Origin of the sequence: Micromonospora sp. URMC 103 (assembly GCF_051386435.1) — a bacterium.
In the GTDB taxonomy this organism is placed as follows: domain Bacteria; phylum Actinomycetota; class Actinomycetes; order Mycobacteriales; family Micromonosporaceae; genus Micromonospora.
Genome location: NZ_JBPQTR010000005.1, coordinates 2,408,112 through 2,431,088 on the forward strand (window position 1 = coordinate 2,408,112; position 22,977 = coordinate 2,431,088).

A 22,977-nucleotide genomic window follows, 5' to 3' on the forward strand; every position below is an offset into this window, starting at 1 on the left:
CGGGCCGTCACTGCGCACTGTAGTCCGCCCGCCCCACGATGGCGACGCGCACCCCACCGGGGTGCAGCCGCGTTCAGTACCGGACCTCGCGCTTTCCCCCCGGCTCCGGTCGCTGGCCGGTGACCGCGGCCCTCGCCAGGCCGAGCAGGCTCACCACCGCGCCGCCCGGCGAGTCCCAGTACTCGGCGGAGCTGACGTGCACCTTGATGAGGGTCAGGCCGGGCGTGGTCGGCCCGTCCGGGAACCAGGTCTTCAGCAGCGGGTTCCAGAGCTGCTCGGCTCGCGCCCGGTCGTAACCCTCGGTAGCGGTGCCGGAGATCGACACCCAGGCGTGGTGGCGCTGGTCCGAGAACGCCACGTTGACCTCCGGGTTGACGCGGATCTGGCGGACCTTGGCCGAGTCGGCGTACGCGAAGAACCACAGCTTGCCGTCGAACTCGGCCTCCTGGAGGCCCATCGGCCGGCTCACCTGTCGGCCGTCGAGGGCGATCGTGGTCAGCATGCCGATCCGGGCGTCGCGGATCAGCTCGGTGACGCGGCGACGGGCGTCGTGGCGGGACGGCTCCTGACTCATGGTGTTACTCCTCCCGGTTCGTCCGAGGCGGTGCCCCGGACAGAACCGGCCAAACCATGAGACGCCGCCTTTTCCGGCGCCCGCCGCTCAGCGGGAGGTCATCGCCCGCCAGCGGGCCAGGTTGTGCCGCGCGTCGACCAGCGCGTCGTGCCGGGCCGCCTCGGCCTCCGGCAGCGGCGGTCGACCCCGGTCGTCCCAGAGCTGCCGCAGCTCCTTGGTGAACCGCGGTATCTCGCGCGGCAGCGCCGGCATCGCCCCCCACAGTTGCGCGAGCACCACGTGGTCGTACGCGGCGTACCAGGCCCACAGCTCGAGCTGCTCGCTCGGCCGGTCCCGGATCGGCTCCACGAGGAAGTCGTACAGGTCGTCGCGGATGCGTTCCCGGGAGCGCCAGGCGCGGTCGGCCGGCGAGGGCAGCCGGTCCAGCACGTTGCGGCGCACCCACGGAATCGCCCGGGAGTCGTCGAACTCCGTGGAGACGGCGTAGAACTCGCGGCCGTTCTCGTCGACCACGCCGATCGAGACGAGGTCGATGCGGAGGCCGTCCTCGATGAACTCGCAGTCGTAGAAATAGCGGTAGACCATCACCGCCATCCTCGCCCACCGCCGACCCGCCGCGACCGTCGGGGCTCCACCCGAGCCTCGCCGCGCTCGACCGGTGGTCCGTCGGGTGTGCTTCCGCGGCGACGCGGCGGCCGACCGCGACCCGCCCCCACGCCGGGGCCGGCCGCGAGACGCTCCCGAGTCCCGCGGCCGGCCGCGGCCGGATACACCCTCCCCAGGCCCCACCGGGTGGATCCGCCATCCCAGGATGGGACCCGCGCCGGTCGGGGGCTGTCACGGAAGTGATTTGAGGGGTGTACAGCAAGCGACAGGACCGTCATGATCTGATGTGTACCGCTACCGGCGCCGAACCGGTGTCCGTTCACCCACGTCAGGGGCCGTCAGGTTCACCGGTGCGCGAGTTGTGGTCCTTGACCGGGGAGGGGTTGGGCCGTGGAGGTTCGCCTGCCGGAGCCGGGTGACGCGCTCACCGGTGTGGAGATGTTCGCCGGGCTCGAGCCGGAGGTGCGGCAGCGGGTGATCGCGGCCGCCGTTCCGCGCACGTACCGCAAGGGCCAGCTGCTCTTCGTGGAGAACGACCCCGGCGAGTCGCTGATCGTGCTGCGCCGCGGCGCGGTCGCGGTCTTCCGCACGGCCCCGACGGGCGAGCGGGCGGTGCTGTCGGTGATCCGGCCGCCGGACGTGTTGGGCGAGGTGTCCCTGTTGGACGCGTCCACCCGATCGGCGTCCGCCGAGGCGATCGAGGACTGCACGGCGCTCGCGCTGTCCCGGGGCTCGTTCATGGAGCTGGTCCACTCCAACCCGCGCATCCTCGACGCGGTGATGCGCTCGCTCGGCGGCCTGATCCGCCGGCTCACCGAGCAGAACGCCGACCACGTCTTCCTCGACCTGCCGGGCCGGGTGGCGAAGACCCTGGTCCGCCTGGCCGGTGAGAGCCAGGCCCCGATGATCACCATCGAGCTCAACCAGAGCCAGCTTGCCGAGATGGCCGGTGGGTCGCGGCAGAGCGTCAACCAGGCGATCGGCTCGTTCGCCAACCGGGGCTGGTTGCGCACCGAGGGGCGGCGGATCGTGGTGACCGACGTGGCCGCGCTGCGCCGCCGCGCCGGCATGAACGAGCGCTGACGCCGGCTCGGACCCCGGGATCCCCGCGCCCACACCGGGGATCCGGGTCGACCACGGACAGACGGACGGGGCCGGCGGGCAGTCGCCCACCGGCCCCGCTCCGGTCGGTCAGTCGCGCGTGTCGTCGGCCGGCGGGGCACCCGGCCCCGGGCCGATCTTCGTAGGGTCGGTCGGCTTCGGCGCGCTCGGCGGGGTCGTGGTCTCCCCCGACCCGGTCGTGTTGCCCTCGGGCTCTTCCACCATGCCCTGCTCCTCAAGCTCGGCGAGAATGACCGCGTCGACGTCGACCGTGTCCCCCGGAGCCCATATCCTGCCACCCGGATCGGTCCACGAAGTGGACAGTCGCACCTGCACGGCACTCTCCCTGACGTGAAACTTCCTGGTACGGAACACTAGCCCCGACCGATCGGTCGCGAGGCCCGCCCGCACGTCGGGTACCCGACTGGGCCGGGCCGCCGGGATACTGGGCTCTCTCGCCCACGGGAGCTGGACATCGACCTCAAGTGTGGACACTGCGCGCGCGCGGCTGGACCGGACGACCGGTTCTGCGGGGGATGCGGTAAGCCGCTCGCCGTCGGCTGCGCGCACTGCGGGCACGCCAACAGCACCGAGGCCAACTTCTGCACGAGCTGCGGGCAGCCGCTGCGCGACCACGTGGTGGTCATCCAGGAGGACCGCCGGCAGGTCAGCGTCCTCTTCGTCGACATCGTCGACTTCACGACGTACGCCGAACGGGCCGACCCGGAGCAGGCGCGCGGCCTCCAGCAGGCCTACTTCGCCACCGTCCGGCGGATCGTGCACCAGTACGGCGGTGTCGTGGAGAAGTACATCGGCGACGCCGTCATGGCGCTGTTCGGCGCGCCCGTGGCCACCGACAACGACGCGCTGCGGTGCGTACGCGCCGGGCTGGAACTCCAGCGCAACCTGGCCCGCCAGCCCGCGGGACGGCAGCCGCCGCTCAGCTTCCGGGTCGGCATCGCGAGCGGCGAGGCCCTCGTCGACCTCTCGGCGACGCAGGACGGCGGCCAGGCGTTCGTCACCGGCGACGTGGTCAACACCGCGTCCCGCCTGCAGTCGCTGGCCCCGCCCGGCGGGGTCGTGGTCGACGAGGCCACCTGGTCGGCCACGCGCCACGAACTCGAGTACGCCGACCGGCCGCCCGTCACGCTGAAGGGGCGTACGACGGTGAGCCGGATCTGGCTGGCGCAGCGCGTCCGGGCGCACCGCGACCCCCGGACGGCCGAGCTCACCCCCATGGTGGACCGGGAACACGAACGCGGCCTGCTCGTCAACGCGCTGCACCGGATGGTGAATGAGCGCACGTCCCAGCTCGTGACGGTGTTCGGCCCGGCCGGTGTCGGCAAGAGCCGGCTGCTGCGCGAGCTGGCCCGGCACGCCGCCAGCCTCCCCGGGCCGCCCATCACGTGGCTCGTGGGAAACTGCCCGCCGTTCGGCGAGAACGTCACCTGGGCCGCGCTGACGGACATCGTGAAGGCGTGGGTGGGGGCACCCGAGGCGGACCCGGTGACCCTGCGCGACCGGCTGCGGTCCCGGCTCGCGCAACTCGCCGACCCGCACGCCGTACGGCTGGCCGAGGCCATCGGCCCGCTGCTCGGGGTGCCGGGCGAGCGGCTCACCCCCGCGGAGACCGAGGCGGCGTGGCGGCGGTTCCTCCTCGTGCTGGCCGACGCCGGGCCGACCGTGCTCGTCTTCGAGGACATGCACTGGGCGGACCAGGCGATGCTCGCGTTCGTCGAGCAGTTGGGGGCGGCCGCGCGCGGCGTGCCGCTGCTGGTGGTCGCGACCGCCCGGCCGGAGCTGCGGGAGCGGCACCCGGCGTGGACCGGCACGATCAGCGGCGCGATGTCCATCTCGGTCCCGCCCATGCACGACTCCGACATCGACACCCTCTACTCGCTGCTGCTGGGGCAGGCGACGCTGCCGGCCACCAAACGCGCCCCGCTCATCGAGTTCGCCGACGGCAACCCGCTCTACGCCCAGGAGTACGCGCGGATGCTGCTCGACGGCGGCCTGCTCGACCCGGTCAACTCGGCCGGCGCCGTCGACCTGGCCGGTGGCCCGGAGATGCCCCGCACCGTGCAGGCGGTCATCGCGAACCGGCTCGACCTGCTGGACCCGGCCGACCGGGCCGTCCTCCACGCCGCCGCGGTGGTCGGGGTCCAGTTCTGGGCGGCGCCCGTGGCGACCGCCCTCGGCCGGCCGGTCGAGTGGGTCGAGCGCGCGCTCAACCGCCTCCAGCGCCGCGACCTGGTGTACGAGCTGGCCTCGACGATGCCCGGCCAGTCCGAGTACCGGTTCCGGCACATCCTGGTGCGCGACGTCTGCTACCAGCGGTTGCCCCGCGCGGAGCGGGTGCTGCGGCACCAGCGCACCGCCGACTGGCTGGAGCAGATCGCCGACGGCCGGCAGCACGACCTCGCCGAGGTGCTGGCCAACCACCGCTGGGCGGCGCACGAGATCGCGCGGACGGTCGGCCTGGACACCGCCCCGTACGCCCCGGCGGCCCGCCAGGCGCTGCACCGGGCGGCCCGGCGGGCGTACGAGCTGCACGCGCTGGACACCGCGGCCACGCTGGTCGGCCGGGCCCGCGCACTGGACCTCCCACCCGATCCCGCGCTGGAGCTGCTCGACGCCGAGTTGGCGTTCTACCGTGACAACGACGCCTTCCTGGTCGACGGCGGCACGGACACGCTCACCCGCCTCGCCGAGCGGCTCACCGACGACGGCGACCGGACGGGCGCCGCCCGGGCCTGGACCCTGCTGGCCACCGCCGCCTGGAGCCGGGCCGACCGCTCCGCCACCCTGCACTGCCTGGACCGGGCCATCGGTCTCTACGCCGAGCTGCCGGACAGCCAGGAGAAGGCGGGCGCGCTGCTCGAACTCGCCCGGGTGCACATGCTCAACGCGGAGACCGAGCCGGCCTGCGACGCGGCCCGTACGGCGGCCGCGCTCGCCGAACGGCTCCAGCTCCGGGAGGCGCAGGCCAACGCCCGGATCACCCTCGCCGTGGCCCGCTACATGTCCGGCTCCGGCGAGGCGTACGCGGAGTTGGCCGAGGTGACCGAGCACTGCCGGGTGGAGCGGCTGGCCAGCCGCCGCCGCGCGGTGCAGAACCTCGCCTGGGCGTTGCAGGAGGAGGGCGACCTCGCGGGGTCGGCCCGGCTCGTCGACGAGCAGCGGACCATCGACCTGGGCGGCGAGCACAGTCTCGCCACCAGCTTCGCCGACCAGTGGGCCCGCGCCTACTACGCGGGCGAGTGGACGTCGGCGCTGGTCATGGCTGCCGAGTCGACGCGCCGGCCGACGGCGGAGTGGGACCTGCACATCGTCGCGGTGTCGGGGTGGATGCGCGGGCTGGGCGCCGTACGGCCGGTCGGCCCGCCGGAGCCGGGCGGTGACGGATTAGACCTCGTCGAGCGCGCGCTCGCGGCGGCCCGCCGCAGCGGCTTCCACCGGGTGCTGCGCTCCACGCTGGCCCACGCGGCGCTCTGCCGGGCCGTGGAGGGCCGCCGGGACGAGGCGATGGCGCTGCTCAGCGAACTCGACGAGGACTGGCGGCGCACCCGGATGATCCCGTTCGCGGAGTGGGTGCCGGCCGTCGGTCACGTCGCCGGTGTGCTCGGCGCCGACGCGGCCCGGCTCGTGCGGGGGCTGCTCGGGCGGGCGCCCCGGACCACCCCGTGGGCCCGGGCGGCCGCCCGGGTCGCCGACGCCGTCCTGGCACATCACGCCGGCGACGCCCGTACCGCCGCCGACCTGATGCGGACCGCCTCGGAGAGCTACGCCCGGATGACCGACGTCACCGACGAGATCATCACGACCGCGCTGTCGGTCGACCCGCTGGCCGCGACCGATCCCGTGGGCGCCCGGGCGGCCGAGGAGAAGGTGCGCGCGTTCGCCGCGCGCAACGAGGCCACCGGGCTGCTGCGGCTGGCGGGCCTGACCTAGTCCGCGCGGGTCAGGCTGCTACCGGGGTCGGCGGTTGGGTCTTGACCTTCTGGGCGTAGATGTCCACGTACTCCCGGCCGGACAGCTCCATCAACTCGTACATGATCTCGTCGGTGACCGCGCGCTCCACGAACCGGTCGCCGGCCATGCCCCGGTAGCGGGTGAAGTCGAGCGGCGCGCCGAACCGGATCCGCACCCGCGCGATCTTGGGGATGAGCTTTCCGGGCGGCTGGATCTCGTCGGCGTTGAGCATGACCACCGGCACGACCGGCGCGCCGCTCTCCAGGGCCAGCCGGGCCACGCCCGTCTTCCCCCGGTACAGCCGGCCGTCCGGCGAGCGGGTGCCCTCCGGGTAGATGCCCGCGACCCCACCGGCCCGCAGCACCTTGAGCTGGGTGTCGAGCGCGGCGCGCGCCGCGCGGCCACCCGAGCGGTCCACCGGGATCGTGCCGGTGCTCACGAAGAACATCTTGGTGAGCCAGCCCTTGATCCCCTTGCCCGTGAAGTACTCGGCCTTGGCCACGAAGGTGACCCGCCGCGGCACGATGAGCGGGGTGAAGATCGAGTCGGAGAAGGACAGGTGGTTGCTGGCGAGGATCACCGGGCCGGTCTCCGGTACGTGGTGCAGACCCTCCACCTGCGGGCGGAAGATCAGCTTCAGCAGCGGCCCGAGGATCACGTACTTCAGCAGCCAGTACAGCACCGGCGTCCCTTTCCAGTGGCGGTCGGACAGCACGATGTGCCCCGTCCGGGGGCGGCACCGCCGTCGCGGACGAGCCTACGAAGCCGCGCCCCCCGCCACAATGGACGCCCGGCCGGGCCGCCGACCCCCGCCGGTGCGCCCATCATCGCCCGGTACGCCATGATCCACTCGTGTTTCCGGCAAGTAGGGACGTCGCGGTCGGGTAGCGTCATGATCCACACCACTTCGGCGATGTGAGGGTGTCCGGCACGTCGGGGCAACCGCCGGATCGGGGAAACGGAGTCGATCACGCCCCCACGGCGTGGCGGGCTCCTGACGCTCCTCGCACAAACCGACAAAGAGGCCCCGCCTCGACCAGCGAGACGGTCGCTGACTTTGGAAGACGCGACACAACGCACTCCCGGAACCGGGTGGGGACGTGTCACGATTCAAGGCACGGCGCGCGTGTCGCGTCGAGGGGGCTGGGGCGGTCGCGCCACAGGCGCGTTGAGGAGGGTGTCCGGTGTCAGCGGGTGGGGCCCGCCGGGGACGGCGGGACAACGGGCTCGACGCGAGCGAGTACGCCGTCGCCGGCGACGTCGATCCGCGCGTCGGCGAGCACCTGCTGGACGTGCTGGCCGCGGGCGGCATCGCCGCGTACCTCCAACCGTCGGCCGATCTCAACCCGGTCACCCGCACCACCACCGTCCCGGCGCGGCCGGTCGACCGGCTCTACGTCGACCGCACCCACCTGACCACGGCACGCGACTACCTCAACCAGCTCGCCGACGAGGTCTCCCCCGAGCCGGCCCGCGCCGACGAGCCGGACATCGAAGCCGAGTGGGCCCGGATCGTGGCAGGCTTCCACGCCACCCCCACCGCGGGCGACAACCCCTGGCCGGCGGCCGAGGACATCGACGACGACCCGGCCGAGCCGGCTGGCGGCCCGCTGACCCGGCCCGGCACCGAGGAGGCCGGGCCGACCGCGACCGACGTCCGTCGGCTGCCCTACGCGGCCGACCTCTCGGGCGTCTCGGTGGGGCGCACGGACCGGACGGACGAGCCGTCGCTGCTCGACGGGCTGGACACCTTCGGCGCCGACCTGCCGGACGACGACGAGGAGGAGGGCTACACCCCGCCTCCGCCTCCCCCGCTGCCCCGGTTCTCCAAGTACGCCGTGGTCGGTGTGCTCGGCGTGGTGCTGGGCTTCGTGCTGTTCCTCTTCCCCTCCCTGCTTCCGGTGGACCGTTCGGTGGTCACCCTGCTCGGCTTCACCGGCATCCTCGCGGGCTTCGTGACGCTCATCTGGCGGCTGCGTCCCGGCGGTGACGACGACGAGCGCGACCCGGACGACGGCGCCGTCGTCTGATCCGCGTACGGCCTGCGACGCCTCGGCGGGTGGCCGTGGTGACAGTGGTGTAACTTACGGTCAGTAGGAATACCGCCGTACGTCACTTCCTCCGCTGACTGACCGGTTGTTCCTGGCTCGTGGGCGGTCAGTCCCTGCTGATCGGAATGCCCGAGATGCGAGACAGTTCCCTCGTGGTGGTCGCCAACCGCCTGCCCATCGACGACAGCATCGCCCCGGACGGCGCCTGCGAGTGGCGGCGTAGCCCCGGCGGGCTGGTGAGCGCGTTGCACCCGCTGCTCCGACATACCCCGGCCACCTGGGTCGGCTGGGCCGGGAGCGTCGGGCCCGTCCCCACCCTGCCCGACGTCGACGGCGTACGCATGCGTCCCGTCCCGCTCACCCCGGAGGACCTGCGCGACTCCTACGAGGGGTTCGCCAACGCGACCCTCTGGCCGCTGTACCACGACGCGGTCGAGCAGCCGCAGCACCACCGGCGCTGGTGGGAGGCGTACCAGCGGGTCAACCGGCGCTTCGCCGAGACGGTCGCGGAGGTCGCCGAGCCGGGCGCCGTGGTCTGGGTCCAGGACTACCACCTGCACCTCGTGCCAGCCCTGCTCCGGGAGCTGCGGCCGGACCTGCGCATCGGGTTCTTCCTGCACGTGCCGTTCCCGCCGCCGGAACTGTTCATGCAGCTCCCACGCCGGGCCGAGCTGCTGCGCGGCATGCTCGGCGCCGACCTGGTCGGCTTCCAGCGCGCCCAGGCCGCCCACAACTTCGCGCAGCTCGTGGCCAAGGTGCTGGACCTGCCGGCCACCGACCGGCGCATCGGGATCGACGGCCGGGTGGTGCGCATAGGGGCGTTCCCGGTCTCGATCGACACCGCCGAGATGGCCGCGCTGGCCGCCCGGCCCGACGTCGCCGCCCGCGCCAGCCGGCTGCGGCAGGACCTCGGCCGCCCCGAGCACGTCATCCTCAGCGTCGACCGGATGGACTACACCAAGGGCATCGAGCAGCGACTCAAGGCGTACCGCGAGCTGCTGGTCAGCGGGCACGTCAAGGTCCGCGACACGGTGCTCGTGCAGGTCGCCGTGCCGAGCCGGGAACGGGTCGGCCAGTACCAGGAGCTGCGCGAGCGGGTGGAGCGCGAGGTCGGCCGGATCAACGGCGAGTTCGGCCGGGTCGGCGAGCCGGCGATCCACTACCTCACCCAGCCGTTCGACCGGGCCGAGCTGGCCGCCCTCTACCGGGTCGCCGACGTGATGGCGGTGACCCCACTCCGCGACGGCATGAACCTCGTCGCCAAGGAGTACGTGGCCGCCCGCGTCGACGACACGGGGGCGCTGCTGCTCAGCGAGTTCGCCGGCGCCGCCGCCGAGCTGCCCCAGGCGTACCTGGTCAACCCGCACGACCTGGAAGGGCTGAAGGAGGGGCTGCTGGCGGCGCTGCACGCCGCGCCGACCGACGTCCGCGAGCGGATGCGCGCCATGCGCGCCCACCTGCACGAACACGACATCCGGGCCTGGGTGCGCGCGTACCTCAACGCGCTGGACCGCACCGACGTGCTGGTCGACCGGCTCACCAGCGCGGACGCCTCGGCCCCGCCCGCCCAGCGCGACCGGTCGGCCGCGGCGGCCGAGGGCCGGACCGGCGCCTGACCTCAGCGAACCGCGGGCGCCTTGTCCAGCCAGTCGAGCAGGGCGTCGATGGGCTCCCGCCAGCGGGCGTCGAGCATCAGGTCGTGCCCCATCCCGGGGAACAGCAGCGGCGCCGAGCCGTAGCGGCGCGCCGCCCGGGTCAGCGCGGAGGCCGGCACGACCCGGTCGTCCGGGCTGCCCAGCACCAGCACCGGCGGGTCACCCACCGCCGGCTCCGGGTCGGGCCCACCGAGCAGTTGCCACTGCGCGCGCCGGCTCGCCCGGCCCAGCGCGGACACGTACCGGCGGGCCTCCCCCTCGGGCAGCTCGCGGCTGAACAGCTGGGCACGGCTGAGCCGCAGCCGCCCGCCGACCACCGCGGGCAGTGTGCCCGCCGGATTGCGGCGCAGGGCCGTCGCGAACGTCCCCCAGCCGCCGAGGACCGGCGCGACCAGCGCCGCCGCCCGCGCCGGGTAACGCGACAGGGCGTGCGACACGACGAGCGCCCCCGCGCCGTGCCCCACCAGCACCGCCTGGCGCGGCAGGCCGGCCGCCACCTGGACCACGTCGTGGACGTACGCCCGCAGCGACGCCTCCGGCGCCGGATCGCTGTCGCCGTGCCCACGCAGGCTCACCGCGTACGCCGGGAAGCCCCGCGACGCGGCGTGCCCCAGCCAGTGCTCGGCGAACACCCACGCCCCGTGCCCGTAACCGGGGACGAAGAGCAGCGGCGGACGCCCCTCCTCCAGCTCCGGGGTGGCGCTGCGCACCTCACGTCGGGCCGGCCGCACCGGCCGCGCCCACTCCCGCCCCCGCACGATCCGCACGGTGCTCACGGCATTGACCTTTCGTTCGCGACTGCGGGGCTCGCAAGCTCACTCCTCGCGCTCACCGAGCCAACCTTTCGTTCGCGACTGCGGGGCTCGCAAGCTCACTCCTCGCGCTCACTTGCCCTCCAGGGTGTCGAGGGCGCGCTGGACCGCCCGCAGGTAGTCGACGTGCCCCACCTCGAACCAGTGCCGGCTGCTGTCCTTCACCGGGCCGGAGTAGCGCTCGCCGGCCCGGGCCTCGACCGACGCGGCGAACGCGGCCGCCCGCTCGGGGCGGGCCCGGCGCTGCTGGAGCAGCCGGGCGAAGAGCACGGCCTGCCAGTGCGACAGCGGGAACAGGCCCGAGTCCGGCTGCAGCAGCCCGAGCACGGCCAGGGTCGGGTGGCCCGGCGCGAACGCGTTGAGCCAGAGCGTCGGCCGGCCGGTCCCCGAGTCGTCGCCCAGCACCTTCGGGTCGAGGAACTCGAAGCGCGGCAGGTAGCCGGTCGCGAAGACGACCAGCTCCGGGTCGATCCGCCGGCCGTCGGTGAGTTCCACCCCGTACGGGCCGAATCGGGCGACGTCCGGCACGGGAGTGATGGCGCCGTGCCCCACGTAATAGACGAGCTGGCTGTTGGCGATCGGGTGGGTCTCGTAGACGCGGTGGTCCGGCTTCGGCAGGCCGAACCGGGTCAGGTCGCCGACGGTGAGGCGCAGCGTCCAGTGGTAGAGCCACTGCCGCACCCGCAGCGGCACCCGCAGCGCGAGCAGCCTGTCGTTGACCTGGTCGGCGGGACGGCCGAGGACGTACTTCGGGGCGTACCAGTAGCCGCGCCGGGTGGAGTGCCAGCAGTGCGAGGCCTGCTGGGCGGCCTCCACGGCGATGTCGCAGCCGGTGTTCCCCGCGCCGACCACGAGCACCCGCTTGCCGCGCAACTGCGCCGGATCCTTGTAGGACGAGGCGTGCATGACCTCGCCGCGGAACTCCTCGAGGCCCTCGTAGCGGGGCAGCTTCGGCGACCAGTTGTGCCCGTTGGCGACCACCACGGCCGCGTAGCGCGAGGTGCGCTCGGGCCCGTACCCCCCGGTGCTGCGGGTGGTGACGTCCCAGCGATCCCCCTCGACCGGCTCGACCCGGATCACCTCGGTGCCGAACCAGATGTGCGAGCGCAGGTCGAAGTGGTCGGCGTACCGCTCGAAGTAGGCCAGCAGCCGGCCGTGGTGCGGGTAGTCGGGCCAGGAGTCCGGCATCGGGAAGTCGGGGAACTGGGTGAACGGCTTGGACGAGATCAGGTGCGTGCTGGCGTACACGGGGCTGCGGTCGTGCCGCCAGTTCCACGCGCCGCCGACGCCGGTCTCCCGCTCGTAGCAGTCGACGCCGAAGCCGTGCTCCCGGAGGTTCTTCACGGCGGTCAGGCCGCTGGCCCCGGCGCCGATGACGCAGACCGTGTCGCCCCGGTCGGAGACCGGGCGGCCGTCGCGGCTCAGGGCGAGCGTCGTCGCCTCCGGATCGGGCCGGTCGGTGGAGGTGGACACCGGGTATCTCCTTTTGTGCGGCACGGGTGCCGGGTCGCCGCGAAATCCTCTCCACATCGGAGCCGGTTGTCCAGCCCCGGTCGTGGGAGGCGACGGGTCAGTCGGTGACCGGCAGCAGCAGGTCGGCCAGGACCGGGAAATGGTCGCTGGCCCGGCGCGTGGCCGGGGTGTCCACGACGTCGTAGTCGACGACCGTGACCCGCGGGTCGACGAAGAGCGCGTCGATCCGCCGCCGGGGGTCGGCGCAGGAGTAGGTGAGCCGGTCGGCACGGTCCGCCGCCACCGCCGCGTCGGTGAGCCCGCGCGCCACCGTCGTCCAGGCCGGGCCGTCCGGCCCCTCGTTGAGGTCGGCGCCGGCGACCACGGGCAGGCCCGCCGCGTCCAGCTCCCGCTTGAACAGGGCGGCCTGCGCGGGGCGCTCGGCGGGGTCGGTGGACAGGTGCGAGCCGGCCAGGGTGAACCGGGCGCCGCCGGCCACCGCGCACTCGGCGTACGCGGCGCCGCGCAGGTGCCGCCCGGGCGTGAGCGGGAAGCGCTGGCACCGGGTGGCCAGCACCCGGACCCGCAGGCTCGTCAACAGCAGGTTGCCGAGCGCCGGCAGCCCTCCGGCGGCGACCACCAGGCCGAACGCGTCGGCGAGCGAAGCGGACTTCTGCCGCCAGCGGAACCGCCGCGGCCCCTCCTGCACGATCACCACGTCCGGGGCCGCGGCCCGGACCACCTCGGCCAGCGCGGCCGTGTCGTCCCGCTGGCTGTGGATGTTGTACGAGACCACGCGCAGCGGCACACCGGAGCTTCGGGTCACGGGCTCGCCTTCAGATCCGGCGGGCGAGGTCGGCGGCGCCGATGACGCCGGCGCGGTTGCCCAGCTCGGCGGGGCGGATCTCGGCGACGGGGAGCCGGCTGCGCTGGGCGAGCGACTCGATGTACGACCGCCGGGTCGGACCCATGAGGAGGTCTCCGGCGTCGATGACGCCGCCGCCGACGACGAGCACCTGCGGGTCGAGGATCTGGGCCATGTCCGCCAGGCTGGTGCCGAGCCAACGACCGACCTGGGCGAACGACTCGGCGGAGACCGGGTCGCCGGCCTTCGCGGCGGCGGTCACCATCGGCCCGGTGATCGCCTCGGCGTCCCCGCCCGCCAGCTCCAGCAGCGCGGCGGCCCGCTGGGGCTCCTGCCGGGCGGCGGCGCGGGCGAAGCGCACCAGGGCGCTGCCGCTCGCGTACTGCTCGATGCAGCCGAGCCGGCCGCAGCCGCACTGGTGGCCGTCCGGCACGGTCAGCATGTGGCCCAGCTCGGCGGCGATGCCGTGCGCGCCGCGGACCAGTTCGCCGCCGAGGACGATGCCGCCGCCGACGCCGGTGCCGATGGTGAACATGACCATCGAGTCGTCGGCGTGCCGGGCCGCGCCGTGGCGGAACTCGGCCCAGGCGGCCACGTTGCCGTCGTTCTCGACGATCACCGGCAGGCCGACCTTGTTGCTCACGTAGTCCCGCAGCGGCTCGTCCCGCCAGGCCAGGTTCGGCGCGAAGAGCACGGTGGAGCGGCTCGCGTCGATCCAGCCGGCCGCGCCGATGCCGACCGCCTCGATCTCCCGCCCGGCGGCCAGCTCGCCGACCAGCTCCGTGATGACGTCCCGGGTCCTTGCCACGTCATCGGCGGGAGTGTCCCGTCGGGTGTGCACGAGCACCGTGCCGGTGTCGTCCACGACACCGCCGGCGACCTTCGTGCCACCGACGTCCACTCCGATGGTCAGCGTCACCGCTGCCGCTCCCCTCTGCTGTGCTGTCCGCCGCGCACCGGCGTGGCCGGTGAGTGCCGGGTGTCCCTGGTCAGGCGCCGTCGGCGGGCGCGTCCGCACCGGCGTCTCCGGGCGCTCGCGAGGCGGGCACCACGGGTCGGTCGGCCGGTGTCCGGTCGGCCGCCGGTGCGGCCTTCCCGGTCTCCCCGACGGGCGGCGCGGCGGCGGCCGGGACGGACGTCTCGTCCGCCCGGGTCGCGGCGGACCACACGTCCCCCTCCGACGCCGGCTGAGAATCATGCCCGCTGCGGGTGGCCTCGCGCCACACGAGATCATCCTCGGCACCGCCCGGGGCCGTCACCGGGGCCTCCGGCCCGGGTTCGGCGGGCGGGTTCGCGGACGCGAACGCCCGCAGCAGACTCGCCACTCCGGCGGCCAGATCGCCCGCTCCCGTGGCGAGTCGCTCGGCGAATTCCGGACTGGGGTCGCGCAACGCGGCGATACCGCGACAGACCGGGCAGACACAGCATTCGGGTGAGCCCGTGGCGAAACCCGCCCCACCCGGGGCGGCGAAGCCACCGGTGCGGGCGCTGTGACCGAGGACACCGGCCACGATCCCGCCGAGTGGACCCCACGGCCCCGCCGTCGGGCCGGCGGCGGTCAGCCGCGCGGTCGCCAGCAGCGTGGCGACGAGTCGCTCCGCCTCCTCCCGGGCCGAGCCCGGATCCGTTGCCACCATGGTCGGCTCCTCTACCGTGGCGGCCGGGCCGCCGGACGCGTCACTGCGCCGCACCGGGTGCTTCTACCCGGCGCTTCAGCTGCTTCAACGCGGTATCCATGATCATTTTCTCGGCCTTGCGGCGAAACATCCCCAGCATCCCCACGGAGAGCTCCACCTCCAGGGTGTAGGTCACCGTGGTGCTGCCGTCGGCGTTTCCGACCAGGTCGTACGACCCCCGCTGCGCCCGCTGCATCCTCGACGGCGCCACGAGGTGCCACTCGATGCGGGTCAGGTCCTCCGCGTACTCGTACGCGAGCACGTACTCGTCGGCCATCACGCCCGCGTCGATGGTGAAGCGGACCTGGCTCGCGTAGCCGTCCTCGTACTCCTCGACGACCTCCACCCGGCGGACCGCCTCGGTCCACTCGGGGTAGCGCGCGAAGTCGCAGATGACGGCCGCCACCTGCTCCGGTGGCGCGCCGACGACGATCGACTGCGTGGAGGAGTCCGCCATGGGGGGAGGCTACCCGGCACGCGGCGGGCCGGGGCCGTCCCGCCCCCCGCCACGCCCTGGCGGGCAACCTGCCTGCGGCACCGGATCGACCGTCCGGGTAGGTTTCGACAGAGCCGACCCGTGGTGGCGGCCCGCCCGGCCAGTGCGAGCACGAGGGAGTGCAGGTGCGCGAGTTCTCCGTCCCGCCGATCGTCACCGTCGGCGACGCCGCCAACCTCACGGACCCCGTCTGGGACAACGCCGAGGCGGCTCCCGACACCGTGCAGTTCGTCCGGCCGACCGGGGCCGCCGACGGCCCGGCCTGGACCGACGTCACCTGCCGGCAGTTCCGCGACGAGGTCGTGGCGGTGGCCCGGGGCCTGGTCGCGGCCGGCGTACGGCCCGGCGACCGCATCGCGCTCATGAGCCGCACCCGCTACGAGTGGACCCTCGTCGACTACGCGATCTGGTCCGCCGGCGCCGTAACCGTGCCGATCTACGAGACGTCCAGCGCCGAGCAGGCCGCCTGGATCCTCTCCGACTCCGGCGCCGTCGCCTGCGTGGTGGAGAGCAACGCGCACGCCACCCTGCTGGCCGGCGTCCGGGACCGGCTGCCCGACCTCGGCCAGGTCTGGCAGATCGACCTCGGCGGCGTCGACGACCTGGTCGCCGCGGGCGCCTCGGTCGACCCCGCGGAGATCGACCGGCGCCGGGCCGCGCTGCGCTCCTCCGACGTGGCCACCATCATCTACACGAGCGGCACCACGGGCCGGCCCAAGGGCTGCGTGCTGACCCACCGCAACATGTACGCCGACATCGCCAACGCCGTGCCGGTGCTGCCCAACCTGTTCAACCCCGGCGCCTCCACCCTGCTCTTCCTCCCGCTCGCGCACGCGTTCGCCCGGCTCATCCAGATCGGCGTCGTGCACGCCCGGGCCACCATGCGGCACTGCGCCGACACCAAGAACCTCGTGGCGGAGCTGCAGGAGTTCCGCCCCACGTTCGTGCTCTCGGTGCCCCGGGTGTTCGAGAAGGTCTACAACGCGGCGAAGCAGAAGGCCGAGGCCGACGGCAAGGGCGGCGTCTTCGCCCGGGCCGAGCAGGTCGCCATCTCGTACAGCGAGGCCCTGGAGACCCCGGGCGGGCCGGGCCTGGCGCTGCGGGCCCAGCACGCGGTCTTCGACCGGCTGGTCTACCGCAAGCTGCGCGCCGCGCTTGGCGGCCGGTGCCGGGACGTCATCTCCGGCGGCGCCCCGCTCGGCGCCCGGCTCGGCCACTTCTTCCGCGGCATCGGGATCACGGTGCTGGAGGGCTACGGGCTCACCGAGACCGGCCCCGCCGCCGCCGCGAACCTGGTGTCGGCCACCCGGATCGGCAGCGTCGGCCGCCCGCTGCCCGGCGTGAGCATCCGGATCGAGGACGACGGCGAGATCCTCATCTCCGGCGACCTGGTGTTCCAGGGCTACTGGCACAACGAGGAGGCCACCGCCGAGGCGCTGACCGGAGACGGCTGGTTCCGCAGCGGCGACCTAGGCCAGCTCGACAACGACGGCTATCTCAGCATCACCGGCCGGAAGAAGGAGATCATCGTGACGGCCGGCGGCAAGAACGTGGCGCCGGCCGTGCTGGAGGACCAGGTCCGGGCCCACCCGCTGGTCAGTCAGTGCGTCGTCGTCGGCGACCAGAAGCCGTTCGTGGCGGCCCTGGTCACCCTCGACGAGGAGGCGCTGCCCCGGTGGCTGGAGTCGGCCGGCCTGCCCGCCGACACGCCGGTGGCGGAGCTGCGCGGGCACGAGGGGCTGCGCGCCGAGGTCCAGAAGGCCATCGACGCCGCCAACCAGGCCGTCTCCAAGGCCGAGGCCATCAAGGTCTTCCGGATCCTGCCCCGTGACTTCACCGAGGCGACCGGCGAGCTGACCCCGTCGCTCAAGGTCAAGCGCCAGGTCGTGCACAAGTCGTACGCGGCGGAGATCGCCGAGATCTACCGGGGCTGACTACCATCCGTCACGTGCCCGCCTCGACACCCGCCCGCCCCCAACCGCATCCCCTCGCCGCGGCCGCGCGCCTCGTGATGCTGGCGCTGGTCGCCGTCCTCACGCTGTTCGCGACCCACGAACCGGCCCAGCTCTGGTGGATCGCGCTGCTCGCGGTGGCCGGGCTGCCCGCCCTGCTGGCGCCGCAGCAGCGGCTGATCGCCCCGCTCAGCCGGGTGGCCGAGGTGGTGGTGCTCGGCCTGGCCGCCAGCCAGGTGGCCGCCGTGTCCCTGCTGAGCGGCACGATCGACGGGCTCGGCGCCTCCGCGGTGCTGCCGTACCTCGCGGTGCCGGTGACCGTCACGGCGCTGCGCCGCAAGTTCCGCGAGGGCGCCGCGCTGCTCGGCGTGGCCGCGGCCACGCTGCTGCTCAGCGGCGCGCTGACCGTGGTCGACGGCACGCGGCAGCTCACCCAGGCGGGCTACCTGGCGGTCTGCGCGCAGTGGCTGATCCTGGCCGCTCTCGGGCTGTACGCGGCACGCACGCTGCACCGGGTCATCCAGGTGCGCGGCGAGGGCAAGCCCCAGCCGTACGCCGAGGCGACGCGGCTGCTCACCCAGCTCCGTACGGTCGCCCGGCAGCTGCCCGGGGCGACGCTGGACCCGGGCGGCATCTCCGAGCACCTGCTGGAGGAACTGCGCGGCGTGGCCCCGAGCGACCGGGCCGCCGTGCTCTCCGCCAGCGGCGGCGGCCGGCTCGTGGTCCTCGCCCAGGTCGGCGTCGACCGGGTCGACTGGGAGACCACACTCGACGCGGACTCGGCGATCGCCGACGCCTGGGCCAGCCAGCAGCCGCACACCGCCGCCCGCTCGCAGGCCCGCTCGCACCCCGGCGGCGACGTCTCCGCGTTGATCGTCCCGCTGGTCGCCGGTGTGCGTACGGTCGGCCTCGTGGTGCTGGAGGCGGACGCGGCGCACGCCTACCCGCCGGAGGTGGTGGGCCGGGTGACGGCGCTGACCGGTCCGGCCGCCCTGCGCCTGGAGGCGGCGCTGCTGTTCGACGAGGTCCGCTCGCTGGCCACCAACGAGGAGCGGCAGCGGCTGGCCCGGGAGATCCACGACGGGGTCGCCCAGGAGCTGGTGATGGTCGGCTACGGCATCGACAACGCCCTCGCCACCGTCTTCGACGACGCCGACGAGACCGCCGAGGCGCTGCGTACGCTGCGCGGCGAGGTGACCCGGGTGATCACCGAGCTGCGGCTCAGCCTGTTCGAGCTGCGCAGCGAGGTCGACCGGCACGGTGGGCTGGCGGCCGCGATCGCCGAGTACGCCCGGACGGTCGGCGCGTCGGGCGGGCTGCGCGTGCACCTGTCGCTGGACGAGTCGACCGCCCGCCTCCCCGCCGCCACGGAGGCCGAGTTGCTGCGCATCGCCCAGGAGGCGGTGACCAACGCGCGCAAGCACGCGGGGGCGTCCAATCTCTGGGTCACCTGCGAGGTCGACCCGCCGTACGCGCAGATTGAAGTGTCGGATGACGGTCAGGGGATCGCTGACCAGCGCCCGGACGGGCGGTACGGTCTTGCGATCATGGCCGAGAGGGCGGAACGTATCCGGGGCCGGTTGGAGATCCGACCCCGGCAACCGAGCGGCACGACCGTGGCGGTGGTTCTCGGCACCTCGCCCCGGCGCGATAACGTGCGCGGTAGCGCAGCAGCAGAAGGGGAGTAACCCGAGGATGACCACAAGCCCGACACCGGCCACCCGCACCAAGGTCCTCCTTGTCGACGATCACGACCTCATCCGCAAGGGCCTGCGGCACGCCTTCGAGCGCGACCGGCAGTTCGAGGTCGTGGGCGAGGCCGCCACGGCGGCGGAGGGGGTCCGGCAGGCCGGGGCGCTGCAGCCGGACGTGGTGATCATGGATCTCCGGCTGCCCGACGGCAGCGGCCTCGAGGCCACCCGGGCGCTGCGCAAGTCCAGCGCCTCCATGGGCATCGTGGTGCTGACCATGTACGCTGGCGACGACCAGCTCTTCGGCGCCCTGGAGGCCGGCGCGAGCGCGTTCGTGCCGAAGACCGCGCCGGCCGACGAGGTGGTGGCCGCCGCCCGGCACGCCGCCTCCTCCCCCAGCGCGTTCACGGCCGCCGACCTGGCCGAGGCCATGAAGCGCCGGCTCGCCCCGTCCGGTCCGCAGCTCTCCCCCCGCGAGGGGCAGGTGCTGCGGCTGCTCGCCGACGGCATGAGCGTCGCCGGCATCGCCAAGCAGCTCTTCGTGAGCGAGTCGACGGCCAAGACCCACATCTCGAAGCTCTACGAGAAGCTGGGCGCGGCCAACCGGGCGCAGGCGCTCATGACGGCGCTGCGGCTGGGCCTGCTCGAGGCCCCGGACGCCCCGAAGTTCTGATCGGCGCCGCACCTGCGGCGTGCTGCGACGCGAGATCCGCGTCGGCCCGGCGGCCGGCGCGGATCTTCCCGTATCGACCGTCGTCCGCCGGATGCCGCGGGTCGGGCTATGGTCACCCGGGCCGTCGGAGGGGCAGAATACCGCGGTGGTCCGCGGGCGACGGCGCCCGCGTCGTCGACACGAGGGGTGAAGGCATGCAGCGGCCGGACTGGGCACCCGAGACGATCGACATCGAACGCCCGAGCGTCGCCCGCATGTACGACTACTACCTCGGCGGCTCGCACAACTTCGCGGCCGACCGGGCCGCCGCCCAGGCGATGGTGGCCGCCGTGCCGGAGGCCCCGCTCATGGCCCAGGCCAACCGGGCCTTCCTGCGGCGGGCGGTGCACTACCTCACCGAGGCCGGCGTGCGGCAGTTCCTGGACATCGGCTCGGGCATCCCCACCGTGGGCAACGTGCACGAGATCGCCCAGCGCCACGCCCCCGACTCCCGGGTCGTGTACGTCGACATCGACCCGGTCGCCGTGGCGCACAGCCGGGAGATCCTCGCCGGCGACGACGGGGCCGTCGTGGTCCAGGAGGACCTGCGCCACCCGGAGCGGATCCTGGGCCACCCCGAGGTGCGCCGGATGCTCGACTTCGACGAGCCGGTGGCCGTCATGGTCGTGGCGGTGCTGCACTTCCTCTCCGACGACGACGAGCCGGGGCGGATCCTGGGCACCCTGCGCGACGCGCTCGTCCCCGGCAGCCACCTGGTCCTCTCGCAGGCGAGCGACGACGGTCGCAGCGAGGAGGAGCGGGCCGAGGCGGAGCGGGTCTACCGGCGTACGGACAACCCGCTCTTCGTCCGCAGCCGGGCGGAGCTGACCGCGTTCTTCGACGGGTTCACGCTCGTCGAGCCGGGTGTGGTCTGGGTGCCGCAGTGGCGTCCGGAGTCGCCGGACAGCGCGGAGGACGCCGAGCGGGCGGTCTTCATGGGCGGGGTCGGGCGGCTCGGTGGCTGAGTCGGCGGCGGCGGTGCGGGCGCCGTCCCGCCCCGGGACCTTCGCCCGCGCGTGGGCGAAGGCGGTCACCGGCACGAGCTTTCTGCCCATGACGCAGGACCAGCTCGAGGGGCTGCTGCAACGGCTCACCGACGAGCTGGCCGCCGCGCTGCTGGCCGAGCCGTTCGACCTGCGCCCCGGTCACCGGGTGGGGACGGAGCTGGTCGCCAACCACATCGCGTCGGCCGAGGGGCTCGGCCGCACCGTGGAGGTCGTCCAGCTCCGGCTGGTCCGCGACCTGGGCCTCGTGGCCGACGACGTCGAGGACCGGATGGCGCGGCTGCTCGCCGCCGTGGCCACCGGGTACGCGCGGGCGCTGCGCGACCGCACGCTGGACGAGCAGGAGTCGATCCGGCGGGCCGCCATGATGGCCCGTACGCAGGCCGAGCGCGCGTTGCGCGACAGCGAGGCGCGGTTCCGCCACCAGGCCACGCATGATCCGCTCACCGACCTACCCAACCGGACGCTCTTCACCGAGCGGCTCACCGCGGCGCTCAACGAACCGGGCCGCGGCGCGCAGCGGGTCGGGCTCTGTTTCCTCGACCTGGACCGGTTCAAGGTGGTCAACGACTCGCTCGGCCACCAGATCGGCGACCGGCTGCTCACCACGGTCGCCGACCGGCTCCGCCGGGCCCTCGACGGGCATCTGGTGGCCCGGCTCGGTGGGGACGAGTTCGTCATCCTCGTCGAGGACACCGGCGGCACCGACGACGTGGTCGCGCTGGCCGACACCGCCCTGGCCGCGGTCCGCGAACCGGCCCTCGTGGACGGTCACGAGCTCAGCGTCACGGCGAGCATCGGCATCGTGGAGCGGCGGGTGGCGGGCACCACCCCCGGTGACCTCATGCGGGCCGCCGACAGCACCCTGCACTGGGCCAAGGCGGCCGGCGGGGCCCGCTGGGAGCTGTTCGACGCCGAGCGCAACCGGCGGGAGCTCGCCCGGTACGCGCTCTCCGCGGCCATTCCCACCGCTCTCGAGCGGGGCGAGTTCTACCTCGACTACCAGCCGCTCACCTCGCTGCGGGACGGCACCCTGCTCGGTGTGGAGGCGCTGGTGCGGTGGCGCCACCCGGAGCTGGGGGTGCTGCGTCCGGACAGCTTCATCGGGCTGGCCGAGGAGACCGGGCTCATCGTGCAGCTCGGCGGGTGGGTCCTCGCCGAGGCGTGCCGGGAGGCGGAGGGCTGGTCGTCGGCGTGTCGGGGCACGGCGCCGTTCGTGAGCGTCAACCTGGCCGTCCGCCAGGTGCACCGGCCGGGCCTCGTGCAGGAGGTGCGGGGGCTGTTGCAGCGCACCGGGCTGCCACCGGAGCGGCTCCAGCTGGAGATCACCGAGAGCACCATGATGAGCACCACCGAGGAGCCGGTGCGTGCGCTGCGGGTGCTCGCCGACCTCGGCGTACGGATCGCCATCGACGACTTCGGCACCGGCTACAGCAATCTCGCGTACCTGCGGGACCTGCCCGTCACGGAGCTGAAGGTGGCCGGGGAGTTCGTGGCCGGGCTGCGCGCGCCGGCCGTGGAGCCGGGCAGCCGCACCGACGAGCGGATCCTCGCCTCGCTGGTGTCACTCGCGCACGCCCTCGACCTCACGGTCACCGCCGAGGGGGTGGAGACCGCCGGGCAGGCCGAGCGACTGCGGGCCATCGGCTGCGACGCGGGCCAGGGCTGGCACTTCGGGCGTCCCGCCCCGGCCGACCGGATCCTGGAGCGCATCGGCTGACCCGCACGCCGTAGACATTGTCTACGCACCTCTGGTAGACACTGTCTATGACCGACGCCGACATCCGGTCCCGGCTCGTCGCCGCCGGGGTGGACCTCGTCGAGCACGAGGGGCACGCGGCCGTGTCCCTGCGCGAGATCGCCCGCCGCGCCGGCGTCTCCCACGGAGCGCCCCGCCGGTACTTCCCCACCCACCTCGACCTGCTCTCCGCCATCGCCCGCGAGGGCTACACCGACCTCGCCGCCCGCGTCGCCGCGACCGTGCGCGACGGCGGGCCCGACCCGTACGACCGGCTGCTCGCCCTCGGCCGGGCCTACCTCGACTACGCGGCCGCGCACCGCGGCATGTTCGAGCTGATGTTCCGGCACGACCTGCTCAACAGCGGCCGGCTCGGGCTGCGCGACACCAGCCTGCCGCTGTTCACCCTGCTGGTCGATCTCGTCACCGAGGCTCGCCGGCCGACCGACGCGCCGGCCCCCGTCCTCGCCGGCGCGCTCTGGGCCAACCTGCACGGCCTCGCCCAACTGTGGGCCTGGGGCAGCCTCCAACTGGCCACCGGGCAGGCCGACGACGACGCGCTGCTGCGGGCCGCCCTCGACGCGCACCTCGGCCACCGCACGAGCCCCTGAGGAGACACC

The 22,977-nt window shown here is 73.9% G+C and carries 20 protein-coding genes; 10 read left to right on the top strand and 10 right to left on the bottom strand.

Annotated elements, in window-relative coordinates; translation table 11 throughout:
• Positions 1-73: 73 nt before the first annotated feature.
• Both ACSNOA_RS24290 and ACSNOA_RS24295 read right to left on the bottom strand, forming a co-directional pair.
• Positions 74-574, bottom strand: a complete 501-nt coding sequence (locus ACSNOA_RS24290; RefSeq protein WP_436661699.1) for a pyridoxamine 5'-phosphate oxidase family protein — start codon at positions 572-574, stop codon at positions 74-76.
• Positions 575-661: 87 nt separating this feature from the next.
• Positions 662-1,159, bottom strand: a complete 498-nt coding sequence (locus tag ACSNOA_RS24295) for a polyadenylate-specific 3'-exoribonuclease AS (protein WP_436661701.1) — start codon at positions 1,157-1,159, stop codon at positions 662-664.
• A gap of 411 nt (positions 1,160-1,570) precedes the next feature.
• Between ACSNOA_RS24295 and ACSNOA_RS24300 the strand changes: the two genes are divergently transcribed.
• Positions 1,571-2,263: a Crp/Fnr family transcriptional regulator gene (locus ACSNOA_RS24300; RefSeq protein WP_436661702.1), complete on the top strand. Its 693-nt coding sequence runs from the start codon at positions 1,571-1,573 to the stop codon at positions 2,261-2,263.
• A gap of 108 nt (positions 2,264-2,371) precedes the next feature.
• Here ACSNOA_RS24300 and ACSNOA_RS24305 read toward each other — a convergent pair whose 3' ends face one another.
• Complete coding sequence (locus ACSNOA_RS24305) at positions 2,372-2,617, bottom strand: hypothetical protein (RefSeq protein ID WP_436661704.1); 246 nt, start codon at positions 2,615-2,617, stop codon at positions 2,372-2,374.
• Positions 2,618-2,755: 138 nt separating this feature from the next.
• Between ACSNOA_RS24305 and ACSNOA_RS24310 the strand changes: the two genes are divergently transcribed.
• Positions 2,756-6,232 (top strand): ATP-binding protein, encoded by a 3,477-nt coding sequence (locus tag ACSNOA_RS24310; RefSeq protein WP_436662433.1) that lies wholly within the window; start codon positions 2,756-2,758, stop codon positions 6,230-6,232.
• A 10-nt stretch (positions 6,233-6,242) separates the two neighbouring features.
• On the opposite strand, the gene ACSNOA_RS24315 is transcribed toward ACSNOA_RS24310, so the two are convergent.
• Positions 6,243-6,935, bottom strand: a complete 693-nt coding sequence (locus ACSNOA_RS24315; protein WP_436662434.1) for a lysophospholipid acyltransferase family protein — start codon at positions 6,933-6,935, stop codon at positions 6,243-6,245.
• Between the two features lie 502 nt (positions 6,936-7,437).
• Here ACSNOA_RS24315 and ACSNOA_RS24320 point away from each other — a divergent pair.
• Together ACSNOA_RS24320 and ACSNOA_RS24325 are read left to right on the top strand one after the other, a co-directional pair.
• On the top strand, positions 7,438-8,283 hold the full coding sequence (locus ACSNOA_RS24320) for a DUF308 domain-containing protein (RefSeq protein ID WP_436661706.1): 846 nt from the start codon (positions 7,438-7,440) through the stop codon (positions 8,281-8,283).
• Between the two features lie 155 nt (positions 8,284-8,438).
• Positions 8,439-9,920 carry an alpha,alpha-trehalose-phosphate synthase (UDP-forming) gene (locus ACSNOA_RS24325; protein ID WP_436661707.1) on the top strand — a complete coding sequence of 494 codons (1,482 nt, stop codon included), beginning with the start codon at positions 8,439-8,441 and terminating at the stop codon, positions 9,918-9,920.
• 2 nt (positions 9,921-9,922) lie between these two features.
• On the opposite strand, the gene ACSNOA_RS24330 is transcribed toward ACSNOA_RS24325, so the two are convergent.
• From ACSNOA_RS24330 to ACSNOA_RS24355, 6 genes are all read right to left on the bottom strand, one after another.
• Positions 9,923-10,735, bottom strand: a complete 813-nt coding sequence (locus tag ACSNOA_RS24330; RefSeq protein WP_436661708.1) for an alpha/beta hydrolase — start codon at positions 10,733-10,735, stop codon at positions 9,923-9,925.
• A 108-nt stretch (positions 10,736-10,843) separates the two neighbouring features.
• Positions 10,844-12,244 (bottom strand): flavin-containing monooxygenase, encoded by a 1,401-nt coding sequence (locus ACSNOA_RS24335; protein WP_436661710.1) that lies wholly within the window; start codon positions 12,242-12,244, stop codon positions 10,844-10,846.
• 97 nt (positions 12,245-12,341) lie between these two features.
• Complete coding sequence (locus ACSNOA_RS24340) at positions 12,342-13,049, bottom strand: endonuclease/exonuclease/phosphatase family protein (RefSeq protein ID WP_436661711.1); 708 nt, start codon at positions 13,047-13,049, stop codon at positions 12,342-12,344.
• A 10-nt stretch (positions 13,050-13,059) separates the two neighbouring features.
• Positions 13,060-14,007, bottom strand: a complete 948-nt coding sequence (locus tag ACSNOA_RS24345) for an ROK family glucokinase (protein ID WP_436661713.1) — start codon at positions 14,005-14,007, stop codon at positions 13,060-13,062.
• 70 nt (positions 14,008-14,077) lie between these two features.
• Positions 14,078-14,725: a hypothetical protein gene (locus ACSNOA_RS24350; protein WP_436661715.1), complete on the bottom strand. Its 648-nt coding sequence runs from the start codon at positions 14,723-14,725 to the stop codon at positions 14,078-14,080.
• A 40-nt stretch (positions 14,726-14,765) separates the two neighbouring features.
• Positions 14,766-15,221 (bottom strand): SRPBCC family protein, encoded by a 456-nt coding sequence (locus tag ACSNOA_RS24355; protein ID WP_436661717.1) that lies wholly within the window; start codon positions 15,219-15,221, stop codon positions 14,766-14,768.
• A 164-nt stretch (positions 15,222-15,385) separates the two neighbouring features.
• Between ACSNOA_RS24355 and ACSNOA_RS24360 the strand changes: the two genes are divergently transcribed.
• The 6 genes from ACSNOA_RS24360 (at position 15,386) to ACSNOA_RS24385 (ending at position 22,968) form a co-directional block, all read left to right on the top strand.
• Positions 15,386-17,194 (top strand): AMP-dependent synthetase/ligase, encoded by a 1,809-nt coding sequence (locus ACSNOA_RS24360; protein ID WP_436661719.1) that lies wholly within the window; start codon positions 15,386-15,388, stop codon positions 17,192-17,194.
• Positions 17,195-17,208: 14 nt separating this feature from the next.
• A complete protein-coding gene (locus ACSNOA_RS24365) occupies positions 17,209-18,900 on the top strand; it encodes a GAF domain-containing sensor histidine kinase (protein WP_436661721.1) in 1,692 nt (563 codons plus the stop codon).
• A 7-nt stretch (positions 18,901-18,907) separates the two neighbouring features.
• Entirely contained in the window at positions 18,908-19,576 is a 669-nt protein-coding gene (locus tag ACSNOA_RS24370; RefSeq protein ID WP_007072219.1) for a response regulator transcription factor, read from the top strand.
• Positions 19,577-19,770: 194 nt separating this feature from the next.
• On the top strand, positions 19,771-20,580 hold the full coding sequence (locus ACSNOA_RS24375) for an SAM-dependent methyltransferase (protein ID WP_436661723.1): 810 nt from the start codon (positions 19,771-19,773) through the stop codon (positions 20,578-20,580).
• Between the two features lie 88 nt (positions 20,581-20,668).
• Positions 20,669-22,339 (top strand): putative bifunctional diguanylate cyclase/phosphodiesterase, encoded by a 1,671-nt coding sequence (locus ACSNOA_RS24380; RefSeq protein ID WP_436662435.1) that lies wholly within the window; start codon positions 20,669-20,671, stop codon positions 22,337-22,339.
• Between the two features lie 47 nt (positions 22,340-22,386).
• Positions 22,387-22,968 (top strand): TetR/AcrR family transcriptional regulator, encoded by a 582-nt coding sequence (locus ACSNOA_RS24385; protein WP_436661725.1) that lies wholly within the window; start codon positions 22,387-22,389, stop codon positions 22,966-22,968.
• Positions 22,969-22,977: the final 9 nt, after the last annotated feature.